This is a genomic window from Streptomyces sp. NPDC088910, assembly GCF_044749865.1.
Taxonomy (GTDB): Bacteria; Actinomycetota; Actinomycetes; order Streptomycetales; family Streptomycetaceae; genus Actinacidiphila.
Map to the genome: position 1 here is coordinate 163,676 of NZ_JBIVIV010000003.1, position 26,147 is coordinate 189,822.

29 protein-coding genes are annotated in these 26,147 nt (G+C 70.7%); 14 read left to right on the forward strand and 15 right to left on the reverse strand.

The features are described 5' to 3' along the window. Positions 1-194 precede the first annotated feature (194 nt). The 4 genes from ACIP4Z_RS09125 (at position 195) to ACIP4Z_RS09140 (ending at position 4,972) form a co-directional block, all read left to right on the forward strand. Positions 195-3,296 carry a nitrate- and nitrite sensing domain-containing protein gene (locus ACIP4Z_RS09125; RefSeq protein ID WP_401306159.1) on the forward strand — a complete coding sequence of 1,034 codons (3,102 nt, stop codon included), beginning with the start codon at positions 195-197 and terminating at the stop codon, positions 3,294-3,296. A 9-nt stretch (positions 3,297-3,305) separates the two neighbouring features. Next, positions 3,306-3,719 (forward strand): roadblock/LC7 domain-containing protein, encoded by a 414-nt coding sequence (locus tag ACIP4Z_RS09130; protein ID WP_033173109.1) that lies wholly within the window; start codon positions 3,306-3,308, stop codon positions 3,717-3,719. Positions 3,720-3,813: 94 nt separating this feature from the next. Continuing rightward, positions 3,814-4,392, forward strand: coding sequence for a DUF742 domain-containing protein (locus tag ACIP4Z_RS09135; protein WP_391050370.1), 579 nt, complete (start codon positions 3,814-3,816; stop codon positions 4,390-4,392). After that, a complete protein-coding gene (locus ACIP4Z_RS09140; RefSeq protein ID WP_355349403.1) occupies positions 4,373-4,972 on the forward strand; it encodes an ATP/GTP-binding protein in 600 nt (199 codons plus the stop codon). The genes ACIP4Z_RS09135 and ACIP4Z_RS09140 overlap by 20 nt, the downstream gene beginning before the upstream one ends. Before the next feature lie 102 nt (positions 4,973-5,074). On the opposite strand, the gene ACIP4Z_RS09145 is transcribed toward ACIP4Z_RS09140, so the two are convergent. The 4 genes from ACIP4Z_RS09145 to ACIP4Z_RS09160 all read right to left on the reverse strand — a co-directional run bounded on the left by ACIP4Z_RS09145 (position 5,075) and on the right by ACIP4Z_RS09160 (position 9,035). Next, on the reverse strand, positions 5,075-5,284 hold the full coding sequence (locus ACIP4Z_RS09145; RefSeq protein ID WP_391050371.1) for an acyl-CoA carboxylase epsilon subunit: 210 nt from the start codon (positions 5,282-5,284) through the stop codon (positions 5,075-5,077). A gap of 14 nt (positions 5,285-5,298) precedes the next feature. Then, the gene (locus ACIP4Z_RS09150; protein WP_401306163.1) at positions 5,299-6,882 is read right to left on the reverse strand and encodes an acyl-CoA carboxylase subunit beta; all 1,584 of its coding nucleotides are present in this window, start codon (positions 6,880-6,882) and stop codon (positions 5,299-5,301) included. Positions 6,883-7,050: 168 nt separating this feature from the next. Further along, entirely contained in the window at positions 7,051-7,920 is an 870-nt protein-coding gene (locus tag ACIP4Z_RS09155; protein ID WP_355349394.1) for a CoA ester lyase, read from the reverse strand. Beyond that, complete coding sequence (locus tag ACIP4Z_RS09160; RefSeq protein ID WP_401306165.1) at positions 7,917-9,035, reverse strand: HpcH/HpaI aldolase/citrate lyase family protein; 1,119 nt, start codon at positions 9,033-9,035, stop codon at positions 7,917-7,919. The genes ACIP4Z_RS09155 and ACIP4Z_RS09160 overlap by 4 nt, the downstream gene beginning before the upstream one ends. Before the next feature lie 211 nt (positions 9,036-9,246). Between ACIP4Z_RS09160 and ACIP4Z_RS09165 the strand changes: the two genes are divergently transcribed. Both ACIP4Z_RS09165 and ACIP4Z_RS09170 read left to right on the forward strand, forming a co-directional pair. Next, complete coding sequence (locus ACIP4Z_RS09165; RefSeq protein ID WP_355349388.1) at positions 9,247-9,462, forward strand: type II toxin-antitoxin system VapB family antitoxin; 216 nt, start codon at positions 9,247-9,249, stop codon at positions 9,460-9,462. Then, positions 9,459-9,881 (forward strand): PIN domain nuclease, encoded by a 423-nt coding sequence (locus ACIP4Z_RS09170; protein WP_401306167.1) that lies wholly within the window; start codon positions 9,459-9,461, stop codon positions 9,879-9,881. The genes ACIP4Z_RS09165 and ACIP4Z_RS09170 overlap by 4 nt, the downstream gene beginning before the upstream one ends. Positions 9,882-9,915: 34 nt before the next feature. On the opposite strand, the gene ACIP4Z_RS09175 is transcribed toward ACIP4Z_RS09170, so the two are convergent. Genes ACIP4Z_RS09175 through ACIP4Z_RS09185 form a run of 3 tightly spaced genes read right to left on the reverse strand, consistent with a single transcriptional unit; the run spans position 9,916 to position 11,764 of the window. After that, on the reverse strand, positions 9,916-10,956 hold the full coding sequence (locus ACIP4Z_RS09175) for a hypothetical protein (RefSeq protein ID WP_401306169.1): 1,041 nt from the start codon (positions 10,954-10,956) through the stop codon (positions 9,916-9,918). Further along, a complete protein-coding gene (locus ACIP4Z_RS09180) occupies positions 10,953-11,516 on the reverse strand; it encodes a sigma factor-like helix-turn-helix DNA-binding protein (protein WP_391161472.1) in 564 nt (187 codons plus the stop codon). Before ACIP4Z_RS09180 ends, ACIP4Z_RS09175 begins: the two co-directional genes overlap by 4 nt. Further along, positions 11,513-11,764 carry a hypothetical protein gene (locus ACIP4Z_RS09185; RefSeq protein WP_355349376.1) on the reverse strand — a complete coding sequence of 84 codons (252 nt, stop codon included), beginning with the start codon at positions 11,762-11,764 and terminating at the stop codon, positions 11,513-11,515. Before ACIP4Z_RS09185 ends, ACIP4Z_RS09180 begins: the two co-directional genes overlap by 4 nt. A 140-nt stretch (positions 11,765-11,904) precedes the next feature. On the opposite strand from ACIP4Z_RS09185, the gene ACIP4Z_RS09190 reads away from it, so the two are divergent. From ACIP4Z_RS09190 to ACIP4Z_RS09220, 7 genes are all read left to right on the forward strand, one after another. Continuing rightward, positions 11,905-12,726: a helix-turn-helix domain-containing protein gene (locus ACIP4Z_RS09190; protein ID WP_401306171.1), complete on the forward strand. Its 822-nt coding sequence runs from the start codon at positions 11,905-11,907 to the stop codon at positions 12,724-12,726. Then, positions 12,723-13,061: a DUF397 domain-containing protein gene (locus tag ACIP4Z_RS09195; RefSeq protein ID WP_401306173.1), complete on the forward strand. Its 339-nt coding sequence runs from the start codon at positions 12,723-12,725 to the stop codon at positions 13,059-13,061. The genes ACIP4Z_RS09190 and ACIP4Z_RS09195 overlap by 4 nt, the downstream gene beginning before the upstream one ends. Positions 13,062-13,139: 78 nt before the next feature. After that, positions 13,140-13,616 (forward strand): SRPBCC domain-containing protein, encoded by a 477-nt coding sequence (locus tag ACIP4Z_RS09200; protein ID WP_391050378.1) that lies wholly within the window; start codon positions 13,140-13,142, stop codon positions 13,614-13,616. An 82-nt stretch (positions 13,617-13,698) separates the two neighbouring features. Then, on the forward strand, positions 13,699-14,277 hold the full coding sequence (locus tag ACIP4Z_RS09205) for an RDD family protein (protein ID WP_355349367.1): 579 nt from the start codon (positions 13,699-13,701) through the stop codon (positions 14,275-14,277). A gap of 69 nt (positions 14,278-14,346) precedes the next feature. Further along, on the forward strand, positions 14,347-14,877 hold the full coding sequence (locus ACIP4Z_RS09210) for a hypothetical protein (RefSeq protein WP_401306175.1): 531 nt from the start codon (positions 14,347-14,349) through the stop codon (positions 14,875-14,877). A gap of 64 nt (positions 14,878-14,941) precedes the next feature. After that, complete coding sequence (locus ACIP4Z_RS09215) at positions 14,942-15,889, forward strand: RHS repeat-associated core domain-containing protein (RefSeq protein WP_391161480.1); 948 nt, start codon at positions 14,942-14,944, stop codon at positions 15,887-15,889. Between the two features lie 26 nt (positions 15,890-15,915). Then, positions 15,916-16,416 (forward strand): hypothetical protein, encoded by a 501-nt coding sequence (locus ACIP4Z_RS09220; RefSeq protein WP_401306177.1) that lies wholly within the window; start codon positions 15,916-15,918, stop codon positions 16,414-16,416. Here ACIP4Z_RS09220 and ACIP4Z_RS09225 read toward each other — a convergent pair. From ACIP4Z_RS09225 to ACIP4Z_RS09255, 7 genes are all read right to left on the reverse strand, one after another. Then, the gene (locus tag ACIP4Z_RS09225) at positions 16,409-16,912 is read right to left on the reverse strand and encodes a YfbM family protein (RefSeq protein WP_401306179.1); all 504 of its coding nucleotides are present in this window, start codon (positions 16,910-16,912) and stop codon (positions 16,409-16,411) included. The genes ACIP4Z_RS09220 and ACIP4Z_RS09225 overlap by 8 nt on opposite strands. A 51-nt stretch (positions 16,913-16,963) precedes the next feature. Then, complete coding sequence (locus ACIP4Z_RS09230) at positions 16,964-17,422, reverse strand: GNAT family N-acetyltransferase (protein ID WP_355348151.1); 459 nt, start codon at positions 17,420-17,422, stop codon at positions 16,964-16,966. Between the two features lie 209 nt (positions 17,423-17,631). Next, positions 17,632-18,570 (reverse strand): hypothetical protein, encoded by a 939-nt coding sequence (locus ACIP4Z_RS09235; RefSeq protein WP_401306181.1) that lies wholly within the window; start codon positions 18,568-18,570, stop codon positions 17,632-17,634. 317 nt (positions 18,571-18,887) lie between these two features. Further along, a complete protein-coding gene (locus ACIP4Z_RS09240; protein ID WP_355348146.1) occupies positions 18,888-19,406 on the reverse strand; it encodes a hypothetical protein in 519 nt (172 codons plus the stop codon). Positions 19,407-19,635: 229 nt separating this feature from the next. Next, positions 19,636-21,249: a citramalate synthase gene (gene cimA, locus ACIP4Z_RS09245; protein ID WP_355348143.1), complete on the reverse strand. Its 1,614-nt coding sequence runs from the start codon at positions 21,247-21,249 to the stop codon at positions 19,636-19,638. A 362-nt stretch (positions 21,250-21,611) separates the two neighbouring features. Beyond that, positions 21,612-22,700, reverse strand: a complete 1,089-nt coding sequence (locus tag ACIP4Z_RS09250; RefSeq protein ID WP_355348140.1) for a branched-chain amino acid aminotransferase — start codon at positions 22,698-22,700, stop codon at positions 21,612-21,614. A 243-nt stretch (positions 22,701-22,943) separates the two neighbouring features. Next, the gene (locus tag ACIP4Z_RS09255) at positions 22,944-23,987 is read right to left on the reverse strand and encodes a 3-isopropylmalate dehydrogenase (RefSeq protein ID WP_401306184.1); all 1,044 of its coding nucleotides are present in this window, start codon (positions 23,985-23,987) and stop codon (positions 22,944-22,946) included. A gap of 165 nt (positions 23,988-24,152) precedes the next feature. Between ACIP4Z_RS09255 and ACIP4Z_RS09260 the strand changes: the two genes are divergently transcribed. Next, the gene (locus ACIP4Z_RS09260; RefSeq protein WP_391161488.1) at positions 24,153-25,766 is read left to right on the forward strand and encodes a fibronectin type III domain-containing protein; all 1,614 of its coding nucleotides are present in this window, start codon (positions 24,153-24,155) and stop codon (positions 25,764-25,766) included. Between the two features lie 87 nt (positions 25,767-25,853). Here ACIP4Z_RS09260 and ACIP4Z_RS09265 read toward each other — a convergent pair whose 3' ends face one another. After that, positions 25,854-25,997 carry a hypothetical protein gene (locus ACIP4Z_RS09265; RefSeq protein WP_188284990.1) on the reverse strand — a complete coding sequence of 48 codons (144 nt, stop codon included), beginning with the start codon at positions 25,995-25,997 and terminating at the stop codon, positions 25,854-25,856. Positions 25,998-26,147: the final 150 nt, after the last annotated feature.

Sequence of the window (26,147 nt, forward strand, 5' to 3'; positions counted from 1 at the left end):
CAGAACCCGAGAGTAGTAACGGCCTTCGTTCGTGCCGTCGCCGAGAGGTTGTTGGTCCAGTGAGGAACACGAGGCGAGCAGAAGCGGGCCCTGCTCAGGGTCCGCGGGGGAACTTCACGCCGCCCCAACGTCCCGGGGGCGCACCCGCCATCTCGGCTCCCGAGCCGCCGGACGACCCGGGCACCCGGCTGAGCATGCGCAACTGGCGGGTCGCGACCCGCCTCAACGTCATCCTGCTGATCCCGGTCCTGGTCGCCCTCGTCTTCGGCGGCTTCCGGGTCAAGAGCTCGGTCGACACCTGGAGCCAGGCCGACGACGCCGTGCGTACCGCCAATCTGGTACGCGCCGCCACGACCTACAGTCACGCACTGATCAACGAACGTGATGTCACCGCGGTTCCGCTGCTGGCGGGAAAACGTGACGATCCGGCGGTCTCCACCGCCCGCGCCGCCACCGACGAGGCGGCCCGCGAATTCGACGCCGCCGCGGCCAAGATGCCGAACGAGGCCGGGCTCAAGCGCCGGATGGCCAACTTCAGGACCGTCGAGCCGCAGCTCGCCACGCTCCGCAAGGTCGCGTACACCCGTCAGCTCTCCGGGGTGCAGACCGAGGAGTTCTACGTCAAGATCCAGCACCCGCTGTTGGAACTGGACAATGAGCTGGGTTACGGCACCAGCAATGTCACCGCCTACGGCCGCACCCTCTACGCGGTGTCACTGGCCAAGGCCGCCGAGTCCCTGACCAGGTCGATCGGCACGCACATCCTGGTGCAGAAGCCGGTCTCCGACAAGGAGCTGGCCCTCCAGAAGACCGCGCTGGGCTCGTACCAGTACCTCCAGGGCATCTCGGTCGCGGAGTACAACGGCAGCGGTACGGCCGCGGACGTGCAGCGGCTGAAGGACGCGCAGGCCGCCGCGGAGAAGAAGGGCACCGACCTGATCGGCGAGGCGCAGCGCAAGGCGGAGGCCGCGCACACGGCGTTCGTCGTACCGCCGGACCTGCCGAAGATGGTCACCGAGATCGCCACGCCGGGGAAGACCGTCGCGCAGCTGCGCGCCGAGGGCATCACGCCCGAGTCGTACTTCGCCGCCTCCACGCTCTCCTTCGACGCCTACCACACGGTCGAGAACTCGCTGGCCGACCAGGCCGCCGCCGACGCCTCGACGATCGCGTCGAACGCCAAGCGGGACGCGATCGTGAACTCCGCGATCGTGATCGTGGCCCTGATCCTGGCCTTCATCGTGGCGGGCATGATGGCCCGCTCGATGAGCCGGGCGATGCGGCGGCTGCGCGGCGCGGCCTTCGAGATCGCCGAGACGCGGCTGCCGTCGATGGTCGACCAGCTCTCGCGGACCGACCCGGGCCGGGTGGACACCACCGTGGCGCCGATCCCGATCAACAGCCAGGACGAGATCGGCGAGGTCGCGCGCGCCTTCGACCAGGTGCACCGCGAGGCCGTGCGGCTCGCCGCGGAGCAGGCGCTGCTGCGGGGCAACGTCAACGCGATCTTCACCAACCTCTCGCAGCGCAACCAGGGCCTCATCCAGCGCCAGCTCACCCTGATCACCGAGCTGGAGAACAACGAGGCCGACCCCGACCAGCTCGAGCACCTCTTCCAGATGGACCACCTCGCCACCCGCATGCGCCGCAACGGCGAGAATCTGCTGGTCCTCGCGGGTGAGGAGCCGGGCCGGCAGTGGAATCAGCCGATTCCGCTGGTCGACGTACTCCGCGCCGCCGCGTCCGAGGTGGAGGCGTACGACCGTATAGAGCTGGTCGGCATCCCGGAGACGGACATCCACGGCAGCGCCGTGACCGACCTGGTGCACCTGCTGGCCGAGCTGCTGGAGAACGCGACGACGTTCTCCTCGCCGCAGACCAAGGTGCGGGTGACCGCGACCCGGCTGCCGGACGGCCGGGTGATGGTGGAGATCCACGACAAGGGCATCGGCCTGACCGCCGAGGACTTCGCCGACATCAACCACAAGCTGGCCGACCCGCCGACGGTCGATGTGGAGATCGCCAAGCGGATGGGCCTGTTCGTGGTCGGGCGGCTGTCCGACCGGCACGGCATCCGGGTGCAGCTCAGGCCGTCGGGCGAGCAGGCGGGTACGACCTCGCTGGTGATGCTGCCCGAGCCGATCACCCACGGCGGTGGCGGCGAGGCCCTGCTGCCGGAGGACGACGAGCGCGACTTCACCGTCTCGCGGATCGTGCCCGAGCAGTCGGTGCAGGACGTCGGCCACATGCCGACCGCGGCCGAGCTGGGCTTCGACGACTCGCGTTACGAGACCGCCGACGGTACGGCGGCGCCGACGCTCGACCCGGTGGGCCGGTCGCTGGTCCGCGAGGAGCGCCGCGCCCAGCTCGAAGCGGCCACGTCGGACCGCCAGGGCGACGAGCCCGGCTTCCCGGAGCAGAACGGTTTCCCCGGACAGGGCGGCTACCCGGAGCAGGCGGAGCAGAACGGCTACCCGGAGCAGGGCCGGCAGGCGCAGCCCCCGTACGACCCGAGCTTCGACCCCGGCTATCAGCAGCAGACCTACGAGCAGGGCTTCCAGTCCGGTTACGAGCAGCAGGGCTACCAGCGGAACGGTTTCCCCGAGAGCGCGCGGGCCTTCGACGACGGCGCGGTGCCGGGGTACGGGCAGGGCGCCCAGCAGGGCTATGACCAGGGCGTCCCGCAGGGCTTCGACCAGGGATTCGACCAGCCCTACGACCCCGCGTACGGCCAGAGCTTCCAGCCGGAGTTCACCGGTTACCAGGCCCCGTCGCAGGAGTGGCCGGTTCCGGAGCCCCCGCAGGAGCCCGAGCCGCGGGCGGACGTAACGGAATCCGCTCCGCCGCTCCCCCAGCGGCCGTCCGAGAGCGTAGGCTCCCCTTCGCTGACGGACGCGGGTTTGCCGCGCCGTGACCGCCAGCGGCCGGAACCACCTCAGGAACAGCCTGCCCAGGAGGCTCCAGAGCCCCGGCAGCACCGGGAACCGGAGCCGACGACCGAATGGCGGTCGACGAATGACGAGAACTGGCACCGGGCCGAGCAGGTCCGCGAGCCCAAGGCGGGCGGGGTCACCCCCTCGGGCCTGCCCCGACGGGTGCCCAAGGCCAATCTGGTCCCGGGTACCGCGGCGCAGACCCCGCAGGGCGGCCCACAGGTCTCCCGCGCCCCCGAGGACGTACGCGGCAGGTTGAGTAACCTGCGGCGTGGCGTCCAGAAGGGACGCACTGCTGGAACTGATACGAACGGACAGGCCACCGAGCACCCATTCGGCGGCCCCCAGAACCAGGAGCGCTAGTTGAGTCCGATGAGCCAGGCGGCACAGAACCTGAACTGGTTGATCACCAACTTCGTGGACAACACCCCCGGGGTGTCCCACACGGTGGTGGTCTCCGCCGACGGCCTGCTGCTCGCGATGTCCGACGGATTCCCCCGCGACCGCGCCGACCAGCTCGCCGCCGTCGCCTCCGGGCTGACGTCGCTCACCGCCGGAGCCTCCCGCATCTTCGAGGGCGGCTCCGTCAACCAGACCGTGGTGGAGATGGAGCGCGGCTTCCTCTTCATCATGTCCGTCTCCGACGGATCCTCGCTGGCCGTGCTGGCGCACCCCGAGTGCGACATCGGCCTGGTCGGCTACGAAATGGCCCTGCTCGTCGACCGAGCGGGCACCGTCCTCACCCCGGACCTGCGGGCCGAGCTTCAGGGCAGCCTGCTCAACTAGCTCGAACAGCGTCAACAAAGCGAAGGGCAGCGGTCGTCCGAGTACCAGCCGGGTACTCGGACGGGGGATCGCAGCCGTATCAGGAGGAGGACTCGTGAGCACGTCCCCCGGTGGAGACCCGTACGGCAGCCAGCATCAGCCGCCCCTCAACCCCTACAACTTCCCCTCGGCGCCCTCTCCGGAGCCCGAGCCGCAGTACCGGCAACCGCGTATCCAGCCCTACGCGCCGCCGCAGGGCCCCCGCCACGGCGGCGGCAGCGGCGGTCACGGGGGCGGCGGCAGTTACGGGAACGGCGGTGGGAGCGGCGGCGCGAGCAAGCGGCCCCCCGCCCCTTCCGGGCTCGTCCGCCCTTACGCGATGACCGGCGGCCGTACCAGGCCGCGTTACCAGCTCGCCATAGAGGCGCTGGTCAGTACCACCGCCGACCCCGAGCGACTGCGTGGGCAGTTGCCGGAACACCAGCGGATCTGCCTGCTCTGCCGGGAGATCAAGTCGATCGCGGAGATCTCCGCTCTGCTGACGATTCCGCTCGGTGTGGTCCGGATTCTCGTGGCCGACCTGGCTGAGGCCGGACTGGTCCAGATCCACCAGCCCGGCGGCGACGAGTCCTCGGGCGGACAGCCAGCCGTGACATTGCTTGAAAGGGTGCTCAGTGGACTTCGGAAGCTCTAGCGGGGGCTCCAGCGGGGGCGATACGGTCCGCCGGTCGACCACGTCTGCGAAGATCGTGGTGGCCGGCGGGTTCGGCGTGGGCAAGACCACGTTCGTCGGGGCCGTGTCGGAGATCAATCCGTTGCGCACCGAAGCAGTGATGACGTCCGCGTCGGCCGGGATCGACGATCTGACGCACGCGCCGGACAAGACCACGACGACCGTGGCGATGGACTTCGGCCGCATCACGCTCGACGAGGATCTGATCCTCTATCTGTTCGGGACGCCGGGGCAGGACCGTTTCTGGTTCATGTGGGACGACCTGGTGCGCGGCGCGATCGGCGCGATCGTGCTGGTCGACACGCGGCGCCTGGCGGACTGCTTCCCGGCCGTCGACTACTTCGAGAACAGCGGCCTGCCGTTCGTCATCGCCCTCAACGGCTTCGACGGACACCAGCCGTACGGTCCCGAGGAGGTCCGTGAGGCCCTCCAGATCGGGCCCGAGGCCCCCATCATCACGACGGACGCGCGCAACCGCGGCGACGCCAAGAGCGCGCTCATCACGCTGGTCGAGCACGCCCTGATGGCGCGGCTGCGGTAGGCGCCGGGTCCCCTCTCCCGTAACGGCTTCGGGCCCCACCGCGAAAGCGGTGGGGCCCGAAGCCGTCGTGGGTCGCGCCGGGCGGCCCGTGGAAGGTGCGGCTCAGCCCTGCCAGGAGTGCGGGGCGCGGAAGCCGGGGGTGCGCTCCAGGCGGCGCCAGCCGGCCGTGGAGCGGCGCTTGGGGGTGTCGGCGGCCTCGGGGGCGTCACCGGCGGCGGCACGCGCCAGCAGGATGGCGGTGAGCGCGGCCAGCTCCTCAGGAGCGGCGTGCCCCTTCTCGACGCGCACGAGGGAATCGGCGGGAGTGCTCAAGGTGGTCTCCATGACTACTGGGGCGGGTTGCCGTGCTTGCGCGACGGAAGGTCCGCGTGCTTGGTGCGGAGCATCGCCAGCGAGCTGATCAGCACCGCGCGGGTGTCCGCGGGGTCGATCACGTCGTCGACGAGGCCGCGCTCGGCCGCGTAGTACGGGTGCATCAGCTCGGACTTGTACTCCTTGACCATGCGCGTCCGCATCGCCTCGGGGTCGTCGGCCTCCGCGATCTGGCGGCGGAAGATGACGTTGGCGGCGCCTTCCGCTCCCATCACCGCGATCTCGTTGGTGGGCCAGGCGTAGGTCAGGTCGGCGCCGATGGACTGTGAGTCCATGACGATGTACGCGCCGCCGTACGCCTTGCGCAGGATGATCGAGATGCGCGGCACGGTGGCGTTGCAGTACGCGTACAGCAGCTTCGCGCCGTGCCGGATGATGCCGCCGTGCTCCTGGGAGACGCCGGGCAGGAAGCCCGGCACGTCCAGCAGCGTGACCAGCGGGATGTTGAAGGCGTCGCACATCTGGACGAAGCGGGCGGCCTTCTCGGACGCCTCGATGTCCAGCACACCGGCCAGCGACATCGGCTGGTTGGCGATGATGCCGACCACCTGGCCGTCGAGCCGGGACAGCGCGCAGATGATGTTGGTCGCCCAGCGCTCGTGGATCTCCAGGAACTCGCCCTCGTCGGCGATCTCCTCGATGACCTTGCGCATGTCGTAGCCGCGGCTGCCGTCGGCCGGCACCAGGTCGAGCAGGACGTCGCCGCGCCGGTCGGCCGGGTCGTGGCTCTCGACGGCGGGCGGGTTCTCGCGGTTGTTCTGCGGGAGCAGCGAGAGCAGGTAGCGCACCTCTTCGAGGCAGGTCTGCTCGTCGTCGTACGCGAAGTGCGAGACGCCGGAGACCTCGGAGTGGACGTCGGCGCCGCCGAGTCCGTTCTGCGTGATCTTCTCGCCGGTCACGGCCTGGACGACGTCGGGACCGGTGATGAACATCTGCGAGGTCTCGCGGACCATGAACACGAAGTCCGTGAGCGCCGGGCTGTACGCCGCGCCGCCCGCGCACGGGCCGAGCATCACCGAGATCTGCGGGATCACGCCCGACGCCTTGGTGTTGCGCTGGAAGATGCCGCCGTATCCGGCGAGCGCCGAGACGCCCTCCTGGATGCGGGCTCCGGCACCGTCGTTGAGGGAGATCAGGGGCGCGCCGGCCGAGATGGCCATGTCCATGATCTTGTGGATCTTGGTGGCGTGCGCTTCGCCGAGCGCGCCGCCGAAGATCCGGAAGTCGTGGGCGTAGACGAAGACCGTACGGCCGTGGACGGTGCCCCAGCCGGTGATGACGCCGTCGGTGTAGGGCCGCTTGGCTTCGAGACCGAAGCCGACCGCACGGTGCCGCCGCAGCGGTTCCACCTCGCGGAAGCTGTCCTCGTCGAGCAGCAGATCGATCCGCTCGCGGGCGGTGAGCTTGCCCTTGGCCTTCTGGGCCTCGGTCGCCCGCTCGCTCGGCCCGCGACGGACCTGCTCGCGGATGGCGAGCAGATCGGCTACGCGACCGCGGGCGTCGTTCACGTCCGCAGGCACCTCTTGCGATGTGGTCATGCCTCGACAGTACGAGCGGGAACCGAATAACGGGCCATCTACTTCGTACAGTGTCCGTCCGCACTTCATGGTGGATCCCAACAGAAGCGCATGCGGGCGGGGCCCCGCCGCCGGTCGGCCGGGCCCCGCTTCTTGTCGCTTTTTGCCCGTCCTTGACGGGCATTCGGGTCAGCGTCCGGCGACGGCCTCGGCCAGGGCGAGGACCCTGCGGGCCTCTTCCACGTGCAGATTCTCGATCATCCTGCCGTCCACGGTGACCACGCCTCGCCCCTGTGACGTGGCCTCTTCGAAGGCTTCGACGATCCGGCGGGACCTGTCGATCTCCTCCTGCGCGGGGGCGAAGATCCGGTTGCACGGTTCGAGCTGTGTGGGGTGGATCAGCGTTTTGCCGTCGAAGCCGAGCTGCCTGGCTTGTCGGGTCTCGGCTTCGAAGCCGGGCAGATCACGTACGTCGTTGTAGACACCGTCCAAGACGGCCTTGCCGCTGGCGCGGGCCGCGAGCAGGGCGAGCGACAGACCGGTGAGCAGCGGGGCCCTGCCCGGTACGTGCTCGGCGCGTAGTTCCTTGGCGAGGTCGTTGGTGCCCATGACGAGGACGGTGAGCCGCGGGGAGGCCGCCGCGATGGCCGCGGCGGCGAAGACGGCCCGCGGGGTCTCGATCATCGCCCAGATCGCGGTGCGGTCCGGGGCCCCGGCCCTCACCAGGGCCTCCTCGACCTCCCGTACGGTCTCCGGGGAGTCGACCTTCGGTACGACGACGGCGTCCGGGGCCGCTTCCGCCGCGGCCTTCACGTCGTCGGCGTGCCAGGGGGTGCCGGGCGCGTTGACCCGGACGGTCACCTCGCGGTAGCCGTACTCGCCGCTCGCCGCGGCCTCGGCGACGCGCTTGCGGGCGTCGGCCTTGGCGTCGGGGGCGACGGAGTCCTCCAGGTCGAGGATGAGGGCGTCGGTGGGGAGGGTCTTGGCCTTCTCCAGGGCGCGGTCGTTGGCGCCGGGCATGTAGAGGACGGAGCGGCGGGGGGTGATCCGGTCGTTCATCGGGTGTCCTCCTTCTCGGCCTGCTCGGCCCTCTCCACTTGCTCGGCCTTCTCCACTTGCTCGGCCTTCTCCGCCGCCGCGTAGGCGTCGGCCAGCTCCGGGTCGCGGGCGGCGAGGGCGTCCGCCAGTTCCGACACCACCAGGCACTGCTTGTACGTGGCGTCGTCCTGCATCTTGCCGTCGATCATCACCGCGCCCGTACCGTCGCCCATGGCGTCGATCACCCGGCGCGCCCAGGCCACGTCCTCGGGGGCGGGCGAGAAGACCCGCTTGGCGACGGCGATCTGCACCGGGTGCAGCGACCACGCGCCGACGCACCCGAGCAGGAAGGCGTTGCGGAACTGGTCCTCGCAGGCCGTCACGTCCTGGATGTCCCCGAAGGGCCCGTAGTACGGCAGAATCCCGTGCGCGGCGCAGGCATCGACCATTCGGGCGATCGTGTAGTGCCACAGGTCCTGCTGGTACGTCGCCCGGGGCGCGCCGTCGCCCTTCGGGTCCTCCCGCACCAGGTAGCCGGGGTGTCCCCCGCCGACCCTGGTGGTCTTCATCCGGCGGCTCGCGGCGAGGTCGGCCGGGCCGAGCGACAGCCCCTGCATCCGGGGGCTCGCGCCCGCGATCTCCTCCACATTGGCCACGCCGGTCGCCGTCTCCAGGATCGCGTGCACCAGGATCGGCCGTTCGACGTGTGCCTTGGCCTCGAGCTGCGCCAGCAGCCGGTCCACGTAGTGGATGTCCGCCGCGCCCTCCACCTTCGGCACCATGATGACGTCGAGGCGGTCGCCGATCTCCGTCACCAGCGTCAGCAGGTCGTCCAGCGCCCACGGCGAGTCCAGGCTGTTGATCCGCGTCCACAACTGCGTGTCGCCGAAGTCGTTCGCCTTCGCGACCGCCACCAGGCCCTCGCGCGCCGCCACCTTGCGGTCCGCCTGTACGGCGTCCTCCAGATTGCCCAGCAGCACGTCGACCTGCGGCGCCAGCGTCGGCACCTTCGCCGCCATCTTCTCGTTGCCGGGATCAAAGAAGTGGATCATCCGCGAGGGCCGGAACGGCACCTCCCGCACGGGGGCCGGTGCCCCCACGGCCAACGGCCGAAAGAAGTCCTTCGCCGAGCGCATTCCATCTCCCGTTTCATCGATCGAGGGTGGGGAGCCTACGTCTGTGCCCGCACGTATGAGCCCGCCCGCGCCCATCCGTACGCCGCTCACCTTATGACCGCGCCCCTCTCCGGGTTACCCGACAGTACGTGTGCCGTTCGTCACCGGCCCATTTTCGATATCGAGCGAGATATACTCGACACCTGAGTTGATATCACCGGAGGTGCATCCTATGAGCCGGACCGTGATCGACCTGGACGACGAACTGCTCGCCGATGTGGCCCAGGCCCTTGGCACGGGCACGAAGAGAGAGACCGTCAACACAGCCCTGCGTGAGGTTTTGGAGAACCGGAGACGAGCGCTCGCCCTCACGCGTTTGCGTGCCCAAGCCGCCAACGGGGCCTTCGACTTGGAGATCTTCGAGGACAAGACGAACTACCGCCGGTGAGCGCGGCGCAGTTTCTGATCGACACCAGCGCCCTCGCACGGATCATGCGCGCCGACGCGGAGCAGTTCGGCTGGGACCAAGCGGCAGCGGCCGGTCTGATCGCCACCTGCCCGATCACCGAGTTGGAGTTCTTCTACAGCGCACGGTCGGCCGCCGACCGTGCGCAAGCCACCGCGGACATGCGCATGCTGTTCGGCTGGGTGCCCGTGGACGACCGCGCGTACGACCGCGCCTGGCAGGTGCAGGGCCTCCTCACGGAACGCGGAGAGCACCGCAGCACCGGCGCCGTGGACTTGGTGGTCGCCGCCACAGCGGAACTGCAGGGCCTCACCCTCCTGCACCGCGACCGCGACTTCGAGCGCGTCGCGGCCGTTACCGGCCAGGCACTCCAGTGGTACGGGCCTCCGGCCGGGAAGTAGTCGGCCCCAGGGCAAGCCGGGCGCTGGGGGCCTCCTACGGGTCCACGGAGTCGGAGACGGTGGCCGAGTCGCCTCGGACGACGTAGATGGCGCTGCCCGGCGGGGACTCGTCCGAGCGGGAGCGGAGGTCGGCGAGGTCGAAGCCGGGGGGCCAGCGGGTGCCGGTCTCGGTCCAGCGGACGGCGGTGAGGTCGGCACCGCGCAGGTCGACCGAGGTGAGGTCGGTGACGGTGAAGTCGTCCAGGAGCAGCGCCATCCGCTGGTCGTCGTGGGTGACCAGGTGAGTGGCGAACTGGCGCCGCACCAGGGCGATCCGGACCGCGTCGAGGATGCGGGCGGCGCGTTCGGCCAGGGCCCGGTCGAGGCCGGGGGCGGCGGCGATTTCGTAGGCCAGATCAGCCGTCCGCGACAGGTAGGAGTCTCCTCCGGCGGCCATCCCGTGCGTCGCCTCGCGGGCGAGTCGCAGAGCCTCCCTGAGATAGCCGTCCGCGGTCAGGGGCCGGCCGGGCGCCGGTTCAGCGCGCCCGAGGAAGGTCGCCGCACGGCGGAAAGCGCTGACGAACTCGGGTTCCCTGACCATATGCCGGGCGAAGTCGAGGACCGCCGCAAGCAGGTCGACGCGGTCGAGGGCGCGCCCCCAGTCTCCGCCGTCGTCGTCCGCGAGGCGCTGTGCCAGGAAGACGGCCCGCGTACCGGCGGCGATCTGCGGCTGGCTCCGCACTTCCATGCGCCCGACGGCCGGGGTCAGCGTGGATTCAGACTTGGCCATGCCAGCAGGGAAGTTGACGTGCAGCATCGCCTCCACGAGGTTCGGACTCCTGGGCGGGGCGTACTTCGTGGTCGGGGCGGGTGGCGGCGGCGCGCCGGGAATCCGGTCCGGGTCCGGCGCGGGGAGTACGGACGCGAGGCCCGCGTCGACGTCGAGGGGCACGTCCTGCGTGAGAGCCGCGTGGCGGGACTGGAGCAGCACCTCGGACAGACCCGCCTCGATGTCGAGGACGCCGTCGAGGTCCCCGGCGAGGGAGCGGGCGCGCTCCGCGAGCAGCCGCTCGTCGTGGTGGTGTTCAGCCGTCACCGGTCGTCCTCCTCGGCGAGGAGACGCACGGCGGCGCGCCGCGCCTTCTTCAGACTGGCGCGTACGGCCTCGGGAGTCATCGTCAGTTGCTCGGCGATCTCGGCGGGCGCGTATCCGTCCAACGTCCAGGCCAGGATCTGCCGTTGGCGCGGCGGAAGACTCCTGAGCAGGGCGAGCGTCACATGCCGCTCCTCCCAGTCGGCGTACGCGTCCGGACGCGGCAGCAGCGAGGTGGGTTCCGGCACCTCGTCCACCGGGTCCTCGCGGACCGCCGCCGTCTTGCGGGCGAGCGCGCGGGCGGCGACGGTGCGGACGTACGCGCGCGGAGTGCGGACCGTGGTCCAGTAGCGGTGGACCTGGATCATCGCCTCCTGCGCCATGTCGGCCGCGACGGCCAGCGCGGCCCCGTGGTGCAGCAGAAAGACGACGAGGCCGCGTATCTCGGCGCGGTAGAAGTCCGAGAACTCCTCGTCCACGGTGCCGCGTACGCGCTCGGGGGCGCCGGTCTCCCCCGGTAAGCGCTGTGCCGACGCGGTGGTCGGCGGTTCATGGTCGGTCACGTGCTCTCATCGTCCCTTCGGCCCGCCGCGCGGCTGATCGTCAGGTGGAGCCGGTGGCCGCCACCGCGTGCGTCGTCCAGTTCCAGCCGGTCCCCCGCCCCGAGGCCATTGACGGCCTCGGCGAGATACGCGGCGCGCGCGTGCTCGTAACGCGCCCGCCAGCGCAGCCGCAGCCAATACCCCAGCAGCGCGCACCCCTTGGCCGTGAGAACCGAGAGAACGGTGACGGCAAGCGTGGCCCGGTCCATGGTGTCCCTCCCCGAGGGGCCGTGGATTTCGGCCCGCTACAGAAGAAGAGGCGCGGGACCGTACCCCGCGTGAACCCGTACAACCGGACTGTACGAGCCGGACGAGGGTGGCGCGGGTTTGGGACGGAAATAGAGATCGCATGCCCTACGGAAAGCGACCACGAAAAAACTCAGCGTGGCGCGTCATCGGCGCCACGGTCGGCCAGTTCAGGCGTGCGAGCGGTATGTCGCAGCAGCGGCTCGCCGACGAGGTGAACCTCAGCCTGGACCAGATCGCATCGATCGAGCAGGGCCGCAGACCGCTCGGCCTGCGGCTGGCCCGCCAGCTCGACCAGTTGCTCCGCACGAGCCAGACGCTGGAGGTGGCCGTCGCCGAAGTCCCGCAGGCGGAGCGGTATCCGCTGTTCGCGCAGGACTACATGGAGGAGGAGCCGCTGGCGCTGAGCCTGATGTCGTACGAGACGGTCGTCGTCCCCGGCCTGCTCCAGACCGAGGAGTACGTCCGAGCGGTGATCAACCAGGTCTACCCGCCCCTGAGCCCGGACGAGATCGAGGAACGGATCGCGGACCGCTTGGCGCGGCTGAAGGTCTTCGACCGCAAGCCCCCGCCGAACATGACGCACGTCATCGAGGAGTCGATCCTTCACCGTCCGATCGGTGGAAGGACGACGCTGCGCCGCCAGATCCAGCACCTGCGGGCGCTGGCCGATTTACCCTTCGTCACGATCCAGATCATGGCGACTGACTGCGAGCATCATGCGGGGCTGGCCGGGCCCATGGTGCTGCTGGAGACGCCCGCACACGAACACTTGGCGTACATCGAGGGACAGCGCGTCAGCGTCCTCGTCGATGATCCAGATGAAGTCAGCGTGCTCCAGCAGAAATATGGGATGCTGCGTGCGCAGGCCCTCACTCCCGAGGAGAGCAAGCGCCTGCTGGACGATCTGCTAGGAGAGCAATGAACCGCGCAGCACGGCCGAGCCCCTCCCCCGACCTCGTCTGGGTCAAGTCCAGTTTCAGCAGCGACGAGGGCGGGAACTGCATCGAATTCGCCTACGACTGGCGCAAGTCCTCGTACAGCGGCAGCGAGGGCGGGAACTGCGTCGAGGTCGCGTGCGACTGGCACAAGTCCTCACACAGCACCGGCGAAGGCGGCAACTGCGTCGAGGTCGCCGCGCATCCGCAGGCGATTCACATCCGCGACTCGAAGGACCCCGAGGGCCCGGCGCTCACCGTCACGCCCGCCGCGTGGTCGGCGTTCGTGACGTTCGCCGCCGCGCAGCAGCCCGCGCTCTGACGTATCGGGCGACACGTCCGACGGATCGCCCGCACGGCGTGAGTGCGGGCGCCGCCGTTGCGGTCCTAGACTCGGCTCATGGGTAGGACCGACCGCGCCAGCCGGGTGATCGCGGCACCACCGGCGACCATCTACGGCGCCCTCATCGACCGCGACTCCCTCGAAGCCTGGCTGCCGCCTGACGGTATGCGCGGCCGGATCGAGCACTGGGACCCCCGCCCCGGCGGCGGCTTCCGTATGGTGCTCACGTATCTCGACGCGGCCGACAGCCCGGGCAAGTCCTCGGACGCGACGGACGTCGTCACGGTCGCCTTCACGCAATTGGTCCCGCACCGCCGCGTCGTCCAGCAGGCCGTCTTCGAGGCGGACGACCCTTTGTATGCGGGCACCATGACGATGACCTGGTCTCTCACGCCCACCGACGACGCCGGCGACGCCACCGAGGTCGCCGTCACCGCCACCGACGTACCGCCCGGTATCGACCAGGCCGACCACGAAACCGGCATCGCTTCCTCGCTCGCCAACCTCGCCACGTACGTCGAACCGATCGGCTGACCGGCCCCGGCTGGGCGAGTGGTACGCAATCGTTGCAGGTAGAGGGTTGTCTCCTGCCGGTAGGCCCTGTGTACTCGGCGGCATGAGTGACAGACAGCCACCTCCATACGACGGCGACAACGGCGGACAGTCCGGCCCCTGGGAGCACAACCCGCAGGGGCAGCAACAGCCCAACCCCTATGGCCAGCCCGGCCCTTACGGGCAGGGACCCATACCGTCCTACCCCGGCGGCGGCCAGCCTGACGTCGCGAACTACGGTCAACAGCCGACCGGAATGCCCCCGTTGGCCAACTGGGGGGCGCGGGCGGGTTCGTATCTCATCGACGCGCTCATCCTCGGTGTCCCGTACGCGATCCTGCGCTTCGGCATCGGCGGCACGGCCGGGGCCCTGCTGGGCGCGGTCGTCGCCCTGGCCGGTTCGATCTACTTCTCCTACATGGAGGGTACGACCGGGCAGACGCCGGGCAAGAAGGTCGTGGGCACCCGCACGCTGCGCGAGGCGGACGGCCAGGTCCTCGGCTTCGGTCTGGCCTTCGGCCGGCGCCTGCTGCACATCCTGGACGCTCTGCCCTGCTACCTCGGCTTCCTGTGGCCCGCCTGGGACGCCAAGAAGCAGACCTTCGCGGACAAGATCGTCCACTCCGTCGTCATCAAGCCCTGACCCGCACCCTGTTGTCCGTGTGCCCCGGCCCTGCCGCCGGGGCGCCCGGACACGGATAGGCCCGCCTCCATGGACTGGGACCGCGAACGTCCCTGGCGCGACAACATATGGGTCCGCCTCGCGCCCGCCGTGCTCTACGTCGCCGTGTGCCTGTTCTGGCTGCCCGCCCCCACCGTCCCGCTCGTCGGCGGCATGGCCGGCGGCTTGGCGTTTGCGTGGCGAGACCTGAGAAGCCGGCGGCGCATCGCCTCAGAGACCGGGCTCACCCCCCGGCAGGTCGCCGTGGCCGCCCGCCTCATGCGCAAGGAGGTCATCCCCTCCGACCCCGCGGCCCGCCACGCCATGACCCTCCTCCTGCACCGCCAACGCCGGGCAGCCCGCACCACCCGCCGCCTGGCGCTCGCCCTCGCCACCCTCTTCGCCGCCCTGGGCGCCGCCGTGCTCCTGTGGGGCCCCACCGCCAAGGACCTCGCCGCCATCTACCTGGCCCTCGCCGCCCTCCTTCTCCTCACCACCCTCCCCTCCACCCGCCGCACCACCCACCGCCTGGCCCGCACCGAAGCCCACCTCACCCCGCCCCCTCCCCTGCTGGAGCAGTGATCCGCAGGCCGCGACCACCTGTTCCGGTCATCGGGAACCCCGCCGCAGTTCCCACACGTCACTCATGACCGAGGTGAAACAATGCCCCGGAGCTGACGGGGACCACGGGGGGACGGGCGTCACCACGCCGGACGGCAGCGTCTGGCGCTATCTGTACGACGCGCTGGGCCGTCGGATCGCCAAGCAGCAGTGGGGCGACAGCGGCCTCATCGCGGAGACCGTGTTCGTCTGGGACGGCGCGCGCATGACGGAAGAGGTGACGGGGCAGGCCGCCACGACCTGGGAGTACGCGCCTGGCACACACCGTCCGCTGGCCCAGATCGACGAACGCTTCTACGCCATCGTCACCGATCTCATCGGTGCCCCCAGCGAACTCATCGGCTCCGACGGCGATGTGGCGTGGCGGAGCACGCGCACGGTATGGGACCGGCAACCAGCCGTCGACGGGCAGACCGACTGCCCGCTGCGCTTCCCCGGCCAGTACGCCGACGCCGAGACCGGACTCCACTACAACCATCTGCGGTATTACGACCCGGTCACCGCCCGCTACCAGAGCCCCGATCCCCTCGGCCTGGTCCCGGCTCCCAACCACCACACGTATGTGGAGAATCCATACGACGAGATCGACCCGTTCGGCCTGAGTCCCTGTACGGAACTGGGTCGCGCCCTCAAGCCGGGCGAGATCTTCATCTACCGTGCCGTCCAGGCCAAGGAGCTGGCACAGCTGCTCAAGACGCGGCGGTTCGAGAATGTCCTCGGCATCGAGACCAAGTACTTCTCGACGACGATGGAGGGCGCGGCGGCTTATGCCCGGGCCGCGTTCAAGGCGTACAAGGAAGAAGGTCCTTATACCCTGGTCAGATCGGTGATCCACAAGGACGCGATCAACCCCGAGAGCCTGATCGACCACCTGGCGGACGCGGGCGGCGGAATCGACGCTCTGGCCCTGTCCGTGGAAGAGATGGCCCACGCGGGACGAGTTCGCATCCTTCCCTTCATGCCCCTGCCCTGATGCACCCCTTCTGAGTGGAACGCGACGTGGACATCATCATCGTTTCGGACAACGCACGGCTTCTTGAGGTGTGGCGGCGGCATTTGGGGGATGGTCTGCCGGTGGAGTTGTGGGAGGCCGAGGCCCGGGATGTGGGCGCTGATGCCGTGGTGGTGGCCGGGGTGTTCGCGCACGGGCGGTACGGGGGGAGGCCGACGCCGGGGCGGGCGCAGATTTTGCGGAACGTGCGGGGGGACGGTTATCCGGGTCTTGTCGTGGTGCCCGCCACGCGCCCGGCGATGCTGGACGGCGAGGGGCGACCGGTGGTGCGGCCGGAGTACGCCGACGTCAGCCCCGCGTATTTCGGGGTGTCGCGGGCGCTCGAGGCGGTGCGGGAGTGGAACGCGGGCGGGGAGGTGCCGCGAGTGGACGTACTGCTGTTTCCGCTCGGGCTGTTGGGAATGGAGTCCGTCGAGGACACGGCTACGCCGGAGGCCGTGGGGAGGGCGGTGCGTGAGGGGAGGGAGGCGCTGGGAGGGGCTAGCTGAGCCAGAGGGCTATCGCGTCGCCTTCGGCGGCTGCCGCTTGGAAGAAGGGGACGAGGGCCTCGTAGTGCTGGGTCGCGTATTCGAGCGTTTCGAGGGCCTCGCCCTCGACGCTCGGGTAGAGGACGCCCTCTTCGACCTCGGCTTCGGTGAGGTCCTTGGTGAGGGCGGCGGCGGGGAGTGCGGTCAGGGCGGCAGCGGCCGTGCGGACCTGGTCGGGGGTGAGGTAACGGGGCGGGCCGTAGCCCCAGTCGCCGGCGCCGGGTATCGGCTGGCCGCCGTGGACGATGTCGAGCGGGAACTCGACCCGCCGGAACAGGAAGTCCAGGGCGTCCCACGCCTTGTCGATGTCGAGACAGCGCGGCTGACCCGCGCCCGTGGTCTCCTCCGACTCGGCGTACATCAGGTCGAAGACGAACTCCTGCGTCCAGTCCGGTTCCCGGACGGCGCGGTCGAGTTCGGCGGGTGTCAGACGTGCGTAGTTCTCGATCATGCCCATGCGTCGCATGCTAGCGCCGGGGTCTGACACCCGCCGCCCCTGGAAAGGGGGTTACGGCCAGCGCATGGAGAGGTCGGGCTCCTTCTCCATGTTGCGGGAGCCGTCGTTGGTGTCGACCAGCGTGAAGCCGTGGTGCTCGTAGAAGGCGCGGGCGTCGGTGTTGCGCTGGAAGGCGAAGAGGGTGAGGCCGGCGGGGCTGTGCGCCTTGGCGCGGGCGAGGAGGCGGCTGCCGATGCCCTGGCGGCGCACCTCCGCCAGGAGGTAGAGGGCGTCGAGGACCCCGTCCTCGACGGACGCGTAGCCGACGACGGCGCCGCCCTGCTCGGCCACCCACACCGCCGAGCCGGGCAGCACGATGTCCCGCACCCACGCCTCCACTTGGGCGTCCGTCCGCTTGCGCGGCGGCAGGTACGGCATGGTCACCTCGCGCGAGGTGACGTGGACGTGCGCGATGGCGGCGGCGTCGGCCGCCACCGCGTCCCTGACGATGGTCTCGGGGGTGTCTGTCACCCGCGTGACCTTACGTATCGGGGGCCGTGGGCTCGACCCATTTTCCGTCACCCCTGACAGGACGGCCCCGCCCGGGACGGCCCCGCCCGGGACGGCTGCCGCCGTGGGCGGGGCTCGGGGTGCTGGCCGCGTGGGCGGGGGCGGCCCTGCTCGGGGGCGGGGTGCTGCTGCGGGGACGGGACGCGTGACGGAGCAGGGGGGCGCGCTCCTCACAGGGCGGGCAGGTGCAGGCGGCCCCGGCCCTCCCGCACGTGGGGCAGGACGGTCGGGTCGCCGACCAGCGCGCCGTCCAGGTCCGTCGTCACGCGCAGGGCGTGTTTGCCCAGGTAGACGGGGCCCGGCTCGGGCTCGTCGCGGTAGAGGACGAAGCCGGTGACGCGGTCGACGCGGTTCGGGAGCAGCCGCCACACGCCGGTCGCGGAGCACACCGTCGCTTCCGGGACCGCCTCGGCCAGCCACGCGGCGGCGCTCGCCTCCACGGCGGCGGCGAAGCGCTGGCTGTCGTCGAAGGGGCGGACGAGGTCGAGGCGCCCCGAGCCGGGGACGGGGACGCCGTCGCGCCATTCGAACCAGGCGCGGTAGTACGGGCGTTGGCCGGACAGGGCGGCGAGCCGCCGTCTCGCGGTCACCCGCAGCAGCGTCGGGGCGCTCGGGTCGCGGTCCTTCAGGCCCGCCACCAGGTCGGGGTGGGCGATCAGTACGGTCGTGGGCGTGGCGCCGGACCAGCGGGTCAGGCACGCGGCGATACGGGTGAGGAGGTCGTCGACCGTTCCGTTACGGGGGTCGGCCGCGATCCACGGCTCGGCGACGACGTTGCCGAGGGCGTACACCTCGTAACCGCCTGCGCGGAACGCCGCGTCGAGGCCGCGCCAGGTCCGCGCCCGGTCCAGGGCGTCCGCCACCGCCTTGCGCAGCTCGTCCTCTTCCGGCTCCGCCCGGTCCACCCTCAGCCGCACGACGGCGTCCGGGTCGTCCGTCACCCGGAACATCACCTCGGCGCCGCCGGCCGCGGGGAAGCGGGAACGCGCGCCGTAGACGGCCAGTCGGCCGGGGAAGAGGCGGTCGCCCATGCGGGCCGCCGTGCGGCGCTGCCGCCGCGTGCCGAGCAGACCTGTCGCCGCTCCGAGCAGCATCACCAACCACAGCACGGGGGGCTCCTTTCGCCTACCCCGACGCTAGCCGTCCGCCTCCGGCGCGGGCCTGAGCATCCGTACTCATCCTTCCCGGGGCGCGGCCCCGTGCGGTTCCTCTGCTGTGGGGCGGTTCGCCGATCTTTTGAGGGGCACGGGGAACCGCGCGCTCAGCCGCCGACGGTGGCGCGGCCTTTTGAAGACCGGCGCCAGCGGGGCAGATGCCGTTGTCTTCGGGCTGACAGCCCGGTGGGGGCTGGTCGCGCGGTTCCCCGCGCCCCCGAGAACAAGGCCCCGCGCTGCGGCAGCGCACGTTCCCCGCGCCCCGGAGGGGGTCAGCAGCCGCCGCAGGTGTAGAAGAGGGCGTCCCAGTGGCTGCCCTCGTCGGCGTAGATGTTGCCGGAGGCAGCCTGGTACTGGGGGTAGCCGTCACCGCGGAGACCGATGTAGGTGAAGGCGCTGTGGATGTAGTTGGTGATGCAGGTGTTCTTGCCGAAGTCGAGCTTGTAGCCGTTCCAGTGGGAGTACGTGCCGCTGGCGTGGCCGGTCTCGGTGCCGCCGGTGATGTTGAGGGCGCAGCCGCTGGCGTGCTTGAGGGTGACGGCGCCCTGGGCGGTGGTGAGGTTGAGCTGGTCGAAGGACGTACACGTCGAGACGTTGCGGTTGGAGCAGCCGCCGGAGGACGACCAGGTGATGCCCGCGCCGCTGAACATGCTCGTCGCCTGGGCGTGGGTGAGCTTGGTGACGGCGAACGCGTCGGTGGAGCTGGCCAGTCCGATGCCGGGGGCGAACACCGCGGTGAGGACGAGAGTCAGGACACTGAGCACGGATCGGGCGCGCAGACGTAGCGTCATGCGATTCCTCCTGCTGTTTCCGCTGGGGTGGGTGGTGTGCGGGTGACCGGTGTGCAGGTGGCGCAGGAGGAGTGTGCCCGAGCTCTACGCGCGTCCGCCAGTGTCCGCACATGAACGGTCCCGGTCGCGGGGAACACGACCGGGACCCGGAGCACGGCAAAGACCGGTAAAGGCCGGTAAAGGCCGGTAAACGGCCCGCGAGGGGTGACGCCCAGGGGGCGAAATCCCGCTACTGCTCCTGGGGTTCGAGGCCCGCGCGCAGCAGCCCGTACGTGTACGCGTCGTCAAGTGCCGCCCAGGACGCGGCGATCACGTTGTCCGCGACGCCGACCGTGGACCACTCGGCGGCGCCGTCCGTGGTGGTGATCAGGACGCGGGTGGTGGAGTCGGTGCCCGAACGGCCTTCGAGGATACGGACCTTGTAGTCGACCAGCGCGAAGGCGGCGAGCTGCGGGTAGATCCGGCCGAGGGCCGCGAGCAGGGCGCGGTCCAGGGCGTTGACCGGGCCGTTGCCTTCGGCGGTGGCCACGATGCGCTCGCCCTTGGCCCACATCTTCACCGTCGCCTCGTTGGCGTGGGTGCCGTCAGGGCGGTCCTCGGTGATGACGCGCCAGGACTCGGTGCGGAAGAAGCGGCGCGGGCCGCCGTTCTCAGCGCGTTCCAGCTCCTCGCGCAGCAGCAGCGCGAACGACGCGTCGGCGGCCTCGTAGGTGTAGCCCTTCAGCTCGCGTTCCTTGACGCGCGCGACGACCCGGCCGACCAGCTCGCGGTCGCCGCCGAGGTCGATGCCGAGTTCCTTGCCCTTGAGCTCGATGGAGGCGCGGCCCGCCATGTCGGAGACCAGCATCCGCATGGTGTTGCCGACCTGCTCGGGGTCGATGTGCTGGTAGAGGTCGGGGTCGACCTTGATCGCGGAGGCGTGCAGACCGGCCTTGTGCGCGAAGGCGGAGACGCCGACGTAGGGCTGGTGGGTGGAGGGCGGCAGGTTGACGACCTCGGCGATGGCGTGCGAGATGCGGGTCATCTCGCCGAGCGTGCCGGGCGGCAGGACGCGGCGGCCGTGCTTGAGCTCCAGCGCGGCGACCACCGGGAAGAGGTTGGAGTTGCCGACGCGCTCGCCGTAGCCGTTGGCGGTGCACTGGACGTGGGTGGCGCCCGCGTCCACGGCGGCCAGGGTGTTGGCGACCGCGCAGCCGGTGTCGTCCTGCGCGTGGATGCCCAGGCGCGCGCCGGTGTCGGCCAGGACCAGCCCGGTGACGGCCTGGACCTGGGCGGGCAGCATCCCGCCGTTGGTGTCGCACAGGACGACGACGGACGCGCCCGCCTCGTGCGCGGCCCGTACGACGGCGGTGGCGTAGGCGGCGTTCGCCTTGTAGCCGTCGAAGAAGTGCTCGCAGTCGACGAAGACGCGGCGCCCTTGGGCGACGAGGTGGGAGACGGTGTCCGTCACCATCGCCAGGTTCTCTTCGAGAGTGGTGCGCAGGGCCAGTTCCACATGCCGGTCGTGGGACTTGGCGACCAGGGTGATCACCGGGGCGCCGGAGTCCAGCAGGGCCTTGACCTGCGGGTCCTGCGCGGCGACCGCGTTGGGGCGGCGGGTGGCGCCGAAGGCCACCAGCGTCGCGTGTTTCAGGTCCAGTTCGGTGGCGGCGCGGGCGAAGAACTCGGTGTCGCGGGGATTGGCGCCGGGCCAGCCGCCCTCGATGAACCCCACTCCGAAGTCGTCCAGGTGCCGGGCGATCGTCAGCTTGTCGGCGACGGTGAGGTTGATTCCCTCGCGCTGGGCGCCGTCGCGCAGCGTGGTGTCGAAGACGTGGAAGCTGTCGTCCAGTTCGGCGGTCATGGCTGTCGTAACTCCTGTCGGGTGAGTGGGTTCCCGTCCGGACATGCGGATATCGGGAGGATCCAGCTCCACTTGCCCCCATCGTCCCTCGCGCCCCGCCTCCCGGCGGTGGTGGGCCGGAAAACGAAAAAACCTCTCGCGGATGCGAGAGGTCTGCACGCGGGTCTGGGCGGGTGACGCTCCCCTGTGGTCAGGGGATCAGTCACTGCGGACCGGCGTGCCTGCGGCCAATAATCACGTTGGCGTACGGGTGCACGTTGGCAGTGTGCCACAAACCGGCCCGCTCGGGACGCCGGTCTCACCATTCGGTCGCTTCCCTGGTGGGCGGCGCCCGTGGTCCGACGCGCCGCCCCTGCCCGCGCTCAGCCGCCCAGCGGGTGCATCCAGCCGTACGGGTCGGCGGCCCGGCCGCCCTGGATGTCGAGAAGCGCCTCCCGTAGGCGCATGGTGACCGCGCCGGGCGCGCCGTCGGCCACCGGCCAGCTCGCGCGGGTGGACTTGACGGACCCGACCGGAGTGATCACGGCGGCGGTGCCGCACGCGAAGACCTCGGTGAGGGTGCCGTCCGCGGCGTCCCGCTTCCAGTCGTCCACGGAGATCCGGCCCTCGCCGACCTCGTAGCCGAGGTCCGCGGCGATGGTGAGGAGGGAGTCGCGCGTGATGCCCGGCAGGAGGGAGCCGGACAGCTCGGGGGTGACGATGCGGTTGCCGTACACGAAGTACAGGTTCATGCCGCCCATCTCCTCGATCCAGCGGCGCTCGATCGCGTCGAGCCAGACCACCTGGTCGCAGCCGTGCTCGATGGCCTGGGCCTGGGCGACGAGGGAGGCGGCGTAGTTGCCGCCCGCCTTCGCGGCGCCGGTGCCGCCGGGCGCGGCGCGCACGTACTCCTCGGACAGCCACACCGAGACCGGCTTGACGCCGCCGGAGAAGTAGGAACCGGCCGGGGAGGCGATCACCAGGAAGAGGTACTCGTTGGCCGGGCGCACCCCGAGGCCGACCTCGGTGGCGATCATGAAGGGCCGCAGGTAGAGGGACGCCTCGCCCGCGTCCGGCACCCACGCCTTCTCCTGCCTGACCAGCACGTCGCACGCCTCGATGAAGGTCTCGACCGGCAGCTCGGGCATCGACAGGCGGCGCGCGGAGGACTGGAAGCGCCGCGCGTTGGCCTCGGGCCTGAAGGTGGCCACGGTGCCGTCGGGCTGGCGGTACGCCTTCAGGCCCTCGAAGATCGTCTGCGCGTAGTGCAGCGTCATGTTCGCCGGGTCGATCGAGAGCGGGGCGTACGGCACGAGCTGGGCGTCGTGCCAGCCGCGGCCCTCGGTCCACTTGATGGTGACCATGTGATCGGTGAAGTACCGCCCGAAGCCGGGGTCGGCCAGGATCGCCTCGCGCTCGGCGGCGGCCAGCGGGTGGGCGGAGGGCTTCAGCTCGATCGTGGGTGTCGTCATGTCCGTGTCCTTCGCCGTGTTCGCTGTCGTTCGCCGTCGTTCGCCGTCGTGCGCTGGCGGGTGCTGTCAGCGCAGGTCAGCCGTTGTCGTTCGCCGTCGTGGCGGCGGGGACACCGGGACAGGTCCTAGGACGTCCGAGCATCCGGTCGCACCGCGGCCCCACCGCCGATTATCGCAGCGGTGGGGCCGGGTACCTACAGGTGGGGCCGGGGCAGCCCCTGGCCTCGAGGTCGGACCGCCGCGTCAGGCGGATACCCGGGCGGCCAGCGCGTCACCGATCGCGACCGTGCTGCGGGCGGGCTGTCCGGTGCGCTCGGACAGGTCGGCCTGGACGGCGGCGTCGATCCGCCCGGCCTCGGCCTCGTAACCGAGGTGCCGCAGGAGCAGGGCGACCGAGAGCACGGTGGCGGTCGGGTCGGCCTTGGACTGGCCCGCGATGTCGGGCGCGGAGCCGTGCACCGGCTCGAACATCGAGGGGAAGTCGCGGCTGGGGTTGATGTTGCCGCTGGCGGCCACGCCGATGCCGCCGGAGACGGCCGCGGCCAGGTCGGTGATGATGTCGCCGAAGAGGTTGTCGGTGACGATCACGTCGAACCGCTCGGGCTGCGTGACGAGGAAGATCGTCGCCGCGTCCACGTGCAGGTAGTCGGTGCTGACCTCGGGGAACTCGGCGCCGACCTGCTCGAAGATCCGGGTCCACAGGTGGCCCGCGTACACGAGCACGTTGTTCTTGTGCACGAGCGTGAGCTTCTTGCGGGGGCGGGCCTGGGCGCGGGCGTACGCGTCGCGCACCACGCGCTCGATGCCGAAGGCGGTGTTCAGGCTGACCTCGGTGGCCACCTCGTGCTCGGTGCCGGTCCTGATCGAGCCGCCGTTGCCGGTGTACGGGCCCTCGGTGCCCTCGCGGACCACGACGAAGTCGATCTCCGGGGTGCCCGCGAGCGGCGAGGCGACACCGGGGAACAGCTTGCTCGGCCGCAGGTTCACATGGTGGTCGAAGGCGAAGCGGAGCTTGAGCAGGAAGCCGCGCTCCAGCACGCCCGACGGCACCGACGGGTCGCCGATCGCGCCCAGCAGGATCGCGTCGTGCGCCTTGAGCCGGCCGAGGTCGTCGTCGGTCAGCGTCTGACCGGTGGCGTGGTAGCGCTTCGCGCCGAAGTCGAACTCCTCCGTCTCCAGCTTGACGTCCTGCGGAAGCACGGCGGCAAGGACCTTGAGGCCCTCCGTCACGACTTCCTGGCCGATTCCGTCACCGGGGATCACTGCGAGGCTGATGCTGCGAGACATGCCGTGCACCCTACTCCGCGTCCCAGCCCCTGACACGGCGTGTCCGCATGCCGGACGACCGGAGGTATCCGGCATCCTGGGCGTCAGCCGGTCGCCACGCCGCGTTCACCGCGCGGACGGACGCCAGTCGGGCCACGGTAGGACGGCGCTGGGAGATTGCGCGTCATGGACACACCACAGATGGGTATCGACGCCAGGCTCGCCGGTCGGATGAGCATGGCGGAGCAGCACGAATACCTGCGCGCCAAGCTGACCCGCCGCCGGGTCATCGGCGGCAGTGTCGCGGCCGCGGGCACGATCGCCGCCTCCGGCCTCCTCAGCGGCGTCGCCGCCGCGAGCACCCCGAGCCCCGGCGCGGGCCCGACGCTGCTCGGCCGGCCCGCCACCGGGCACCACGTCGACGGCGCGCTGGTCGCCCCGTTCGGCCGCCACCTCGCCTTCGGCCCCGACCCGAAGACCCAGTTCCGGGTCTCCTGGCAGGTGCCGCTCGCGGTCCGCAGGCCGTTCCTGCGGGTCGGTCTCCAGCCCTGGTCGCTCAGCCACAAGATCGAGGCGGAGGTGCGGGCGCTGCACACCCCGCAGCTCCTCAACAGCAAGCTGCCGCCGGTCGACCAGTTCTACCTGCACGTGGCGCTGGACAAGCTGCGTCCCGACACCACCTACTACTACGGCGTCGGCCACGAGGGCTTCGACCCGGCGGACGCCGCCGCCTTCGCGACCGTGGGTTCCTTCACCACCGCTCCCTCGCAGAGCAAGCGGGAGCGCTTCACCTTCACCGCCTTCGGCGACCAGGGCGTCAGCTACCACGCGCTGGCCAACGACTCGCTGATCCTGGCCCGCAACCCGGCCTTCCACCTGCACGCGGGTGACATCTGCTACGCCGACCCGGACGGCGCGGGCCTGCCCGCGGACGGCGCGGACTACGACGCGCGCACCTGGGACTCCTTCCTCGCGCAGACCGAGTCGGTGGCCGCGCGGGTGCCGTGGATGGTGACCACCGGCAACCACGACATGGAGGCCTGGTACTCGCCCAACGGCTACGGCGGCCAAGAGGCCCGCTGGGCGCTGCCCGGCAACGGCCACGACCCGAAGAACCAGCCGGGCTCGTACTCCTTCGTCTACGGCAACACCGCGGTGATCGCGCTGGACGCCAACGACGTCTCGTACGAGATCCCGGCCAACTACGGGATCACCGGCGGCAAGCAGACCGCGTGGCTGGACCGGACGCTCGGCCAGTACCGCAAGCAGCACGGCATCGACTTCCTGGTGGTCTTCTTCCACCACTGCGCGTACTCGACCACCAACGCGCACGCCTCGGACGGCGGTGTGCAGGCGCAGTGGGTGCCGCTGTTCGAGAAGCACCGGGTGGACCTGGTGATCAACGGCCACAACCACGTGTACGAGCGGACCGACGCGATCCGCGGCGGGCAGGTGTCCCGGCAGGTGGCGATCGGTGCGACGACCCGGCCGGAGACGGACGGCGTCGTCTATGTGACCGCGGGCGGCGCGGGCCGCAGCCTGTACGACTTCCCGGCGCCGGACTCGGTGGAGGGCGCGGAGCACCACGTGGACTCGGTCACGACGTGGCACTCCGCGAAGGGCGGCGGCAAGGTCGCCGACACCGTCGAGTGGTCGCGGGTCCGCTACACCGGCTACTCGTTCATCTCCGTGGACGTCGAGCCCGCGCGGCCGGGGCGGGAGTCGACCCTGACCGTGTCCGCGCTGGCGGAGACGGGTGCGCGGATCGACCACTTCACGGTGGCGCGGCGCGCGCGGTAGGGCCGGAACCGTGAGACCGGTGGTGTGGAGCCGGTCTCATGAGGCCGGGCCACGGGGCCGGCCGCGCGCCGCTCGTGCGGGGTGCGGTCAGCGGGCCTCGTGGCCCGTGCTGCCGCCGTTGTCGCGGCGGTCCATGCTGCGCTGGAGGGCGCGGAGGGCGTTCTGGCGGGCGGTCTCGTCCATGGTGATCAACTCCAGGGAAAACTTGAGGAGATGGATGGCGGTCGCCACGGAACGGGGCGGGGAGCGGGCGCCGCGGGGGTGACCCGCGCGAAGGGCGCTGCTCGCATCCGCCGCTCGCTCGATGGAGCGAGACGTTCGGCTTCTTACAAAGTTAGGTCAGCGTGGCCGTCCTGTCGCCACAATTACTCGGACTTCCTA